This window comes from Catenibacterium sp. GCM10023432 (genome assembly GCF_042651925.1).
GTDB lineage: Bacteria > Bacillota_I > Bacilli_A > Erysipelotrichales > Coprobacillaceae > Catenibacterium > Catenibacterium mitsuoka.
The window spans coordinates 1-2,444 of sequence record NZ_JBHSEB010000117.1; the positions used below are offsets into that span (position 1 = coordinate 1).

Genomic DNA, 2,444 nt, shown 5'->3' on the forward strand with positions numbered 1-2,444 from the left:
TTCCAAACTCTTCTTTTATCTGATCACTCCAAGGCATGAACCAGTCAATCTTCTCTGGATGCTGAATGATATCAATCTGCGGCATTATCTCCAATATGTATTCTATGTAATCAAAGGGACTAAGCCTATTAGCTTTAGCTGTCTCAATCAGACTGAATATTGAGGCACTTGCATCTGCTCCTTTGGTAGAAGCACTAAACAGCCAATTCTTTCGACTTACAGTGAATGGTCTTATATTACGTTCATTCAGCGAATTTGTCATTGGAACTAGACCATCATCCAGATATACACGCAATCCTTTCTCCAAATTCAGGGCATACTGAATTGCTTTGCCTATTTTAGAGCGTGTTAAAGACTTGTTCTGAGCATCAGCGCACCATGAAAAGAAGTCATCTACTAATGGTTTTGACTTTTCCTGGCGTATTTTGACTTTGTCTTCAGGTGGGAATGTATCAATTTCCTTTTCTATCGCAAATAGCTTGGCTATTTTCTTAAGACCTGTATAAGCCAATGTATCTGAGGCATCTTTCATATCTGCAGGAAGTGCTTCATAGAACTTTCTTCTTGCATGTGCCCAGCAGTATGCATTGACTACACCCTCAATATTGTTGTAGCCACCATAGCCATCAGAAATCAGTGTACCACTGAAATTTTCTAGAAACTTCTGTGGATTTTCAGCTTTTCTATCAGGCTTGTATTCAAATATTCTGATAGGCTTGCTGCTTTCCCTAATACTTGAATATACCCACATGTATGATTTAGAAGTAGCAGGTTTACCTGGCTCATTTAATACTTGAATTGGCGTCTCATCTGAGTGCAGGTACTTCTCCTCAACAAGAATTTCATGCATCCTGTTAACAATCGGAATGAAATATTCCCTGGAAGCTATGATAAGCCAGTTAGCCATCGTAGTTCTTGATAGATCAAGCCCCAGACGTTTCCATTCTGCTTCCTGCCTGTAAAGTGGCATATGATTGACGAACTTGTCAGTAATCACCTGAGATAGAACACTTGGTGATGTAAATGAATGAGGAATAACGGGTGCTGGTGTACCTGCTTTAAGCATGACAACCTTTCCTCTCTTTCTGCAGTCGCGGCATTCATATGTCTTTCTGTATATATCCTTTACATAAAGTTTTGCAGGTTCATAAACTACTTCATGTCTTACGAACTCTTCACCAACTCTATGCATCTTTGTACCGCATATATCACAGATTCTATCTTTCTCATCAATATCATAAACTTCTTTTACATGCTTTAGATTATCTAACTTGATTTCAAGAGTGCCTTTCTGTTTCTTCTTAGCTCTTTTGTATGTAATTTCTTCAAGAAGCTCTGGTTCACATTCTTGTTCTGCTTCATCAAAAAGAGAAAGCTGTTCTACAGAACATGGCATCTTCTCACTCTTGACGCCAAACAGCTTTCTCTTAAGATATGCATTCTCTTCACGAAGAAGGTCATTATTATTCTTTAGGTATTCATTATCTGATTTTAAGCTTTCAACCAATGCATTTAGAGATGAAATACTGGCTTTTAATTCTGCAATAGTACTAGCTAATTCAGCTGATATAGTCATGCTTTCAACTGTAGATTTAGTAGAATTATTCATCAGAAATACCCTCCGTTTCATGAAATAATTATACCATAAATCGTACAAATTCTCCATGAATCAAGGCTATTATATGACTGCTTTTGGACTTGTTTTCTTTATTCTTCCAGGCTGTACAACTGCAAGTCCCTCTAGGAGCCATCTGAACTGCTGGGGTGTTATTTCTCTAGCTTCGGATTCATCTCTAGGCCATTTGAATCTGCCATTTTCCAGCCTCTTGTAAAGAAGCACAAAGCCGTCACCCTCCCAGTACAGTGCCTTCATCACTCTCGCATTTCTTCCGCAGAACAGAAATACCGAATTTGAAAAGGGATCAAGTCTGAACTGTGCTGTGACAAGCGCACTAAGACCATCAATCTGTTTCCTCATATCTGTATAGCCTACAGCTATATAGATATGCTCAGCCCTGGAGATGTCACCTAACATAATAGTGCACCTATTATGTTCGTTACAGTTCCTATATCTGTATCACAAGGAAATTCTATACGAACATCTCCTTTAGTTATAATTATGTTCTGTTTATCAAGTGTGTTCTGATCAACAGAGACAAATGATGGAGCCTTTACAGCCCCTGAGTCAATTGCCATCTTTCGCAGTTTCTTCAGCCAGCAGTAGTAGGTCTGCTCACATATGTTGTTCTGCTTGCACCATTTTCTAACAGGAAGTCCACTTTCCCTGCACTCCTTTATTCTTTCAATCCATTGCCTGGTTTTGATATCATCATTAATGCTTTGAATATCCATTATCTCACCATCCTCTATATAGTAAATTTAGTGCTAAAATCGCTATATAGAGTGAATTTAGTGGCTAAAAACACTATATATAGCAAATTTAG

The 2,444-nt window shown here is 38.3% G+C and carries 3 protein-coding genes; all 3 read right to left on the reverse strand.

Features of this window, described 5'->3' with window-relative positions:
• The coding region (gene tnpC / locus ACFOZZ_RS13215; RefSeq protein WP_376815421.1) for an IS66 family transposase at positions 1-1,576 on the reverse strand (1,576 nt) is incomplete at its 3' end.
• Between the two features lie 102 nt (positions 1,577-1,678).
• The gene (tnpB, locus tag ACFOZZ_RS13220; protein WP_279080097.1) at positions 1,679-2,035 is read right to left on the reverse strand and encodes an IS66 family insertion sequence element accessory protein TnpB; all 357 of its coding nucleotides are present in this window, start codon (positions 2,033-2,035) and stop codon (positions 1,679-1,681) included.
• Positions 2,029-2,352: an IS66 family insertion sequence element accessory protein TnpA gene (gene tnpA, locus ACFOZZ_RS13225; protein ID WP_376815420.1), complete on the reverse strand. Its 324-nt coding sequence runs from the start codon at positions 2,350-2,352 to the stop codon at positions 2,029-2,031. The genes tnpB and tnpA overlap by 7 nt, the downstream gene beginning before the upstream one ends.
• Positions 2,353-2,444: the final 92 nt, after the last annotated feature.

Bases quoted from the DNA above. Each gene is read 5' to 3' on its own strand.
- tnpA (WP_376815420.1), bottom strand. From the start codon at position 2,352: ATGGATATTCAAAGCATTAATGATGATATCAAAACCAGGCAATGGATT.
- tnpB (WP_279080097.1), bottom strand. From the start codon at position 2,035: ATGTTAGGTGACATCTCCAGGGCTGAGCATATCTATATAGCTGTAGGC.